A 1,081-nucleotide genomic window follows, 5' to 3' on the forward strand; every position below is an offset into this window, starting at 1 on the left:
TCAAAGTCTCCCAGCTATCCTACACAAGCCGAACCGAACACCAATATCAAACTGTAGTAAAGGTCCCGGGGTCTTTCCGTCCTGCTGCGCGAAACGAGCATCTTTACTCGTAGTGCAATTTCACCGGGCCTATGGTTGAGACAGTCGAGAAGTCGTTACGCCATTCGTGCAGGTCGGAACTTACCCGACAAGGAATTTCGCTACCTTAGGATGGTTATAGTTACCACCGCCGTTTACTGGCGCTTAAGTTCTCAGCTTCGCCAAGACGAATCTTGACTAACCGGTCCCCTTAACGTTCCAGCACCGGGCAGGCGTCAGTCCGTATACATCGCCTTACGGCTTCGCACGGACCTGTGTTTTTAGTAAACAGTCGCTTCTCGCTGGTCTCTGCGGCCACCCCCAGCTCAGAGTGCAAGACTCATCACCGGTGATGGCCCCCCTTCTCCCGAAGTTACGGGGGCATTTTGCCGAGTTCCTTAACCATAGTTCACCCGAACGCCTCGGTATTCTCTACCTGACCACCTGAGTCGGTTTAGGGTACGGGCCGCCATGAAACTCGCTAGAGGCTTTTCTCGACAGCATAGGATCATCCACTTCACCACAATCGGCTCGGCATCAGGTCTCAGACTATGTGTGATCCGGATTTACCTGGACCACGTCCTACACCCTTACCCCGGGACAACCACCGCCCGGGATGGACTACCTTCCTGCGTCACCCCATCACTCACCTACTACCACCTTGGGCCGGCGGCTCCACCACTTTCCATTCCCCGAAGGGTCCGGAACGGCTTCACGGCCTTAGCATCAGAAGGTTCGATGTTTGACGCTTCACAGCGGGTACCGGAATATCAACCGGTTATCCATCGACTACGCCTGTCGGCCTCGCCTTAGGTCCCGACTTACCCTGGGCAGATCAGCTTGACCCAGGAACCCTTAGTCAATCGGCGCACACGTTTCTCACGTGTGTATCGCTACTCATGCCTGCATTCTCACTCGTGAACCGTCCACCACTAGCTTCCGCTGCGGCTTCACCCGGCACACGACGCTCCCCTACCCATCCACACACCCGTTGGGGCTGTTG

Annotated in this window: 1 rRNA gene; it reads right to left on the reverse strand. The window is 55.9% G+C overall.

Annotation, left to right across the window (positions count from 1 at the left end):
• Positions 1-1,081 (reverse strand): 23S ribosomal RNA (locus ACIBJH_RS48195); the annotation flags it as partial.

This window comes from Streptomyces sp. NPDC050548, assembly GCF_044457385.1.
Lineage (GTDB): Bacteria > Actinomycetota > Actinomycetes > Streptomycetales > Streptomycetaceae > Streptomyces.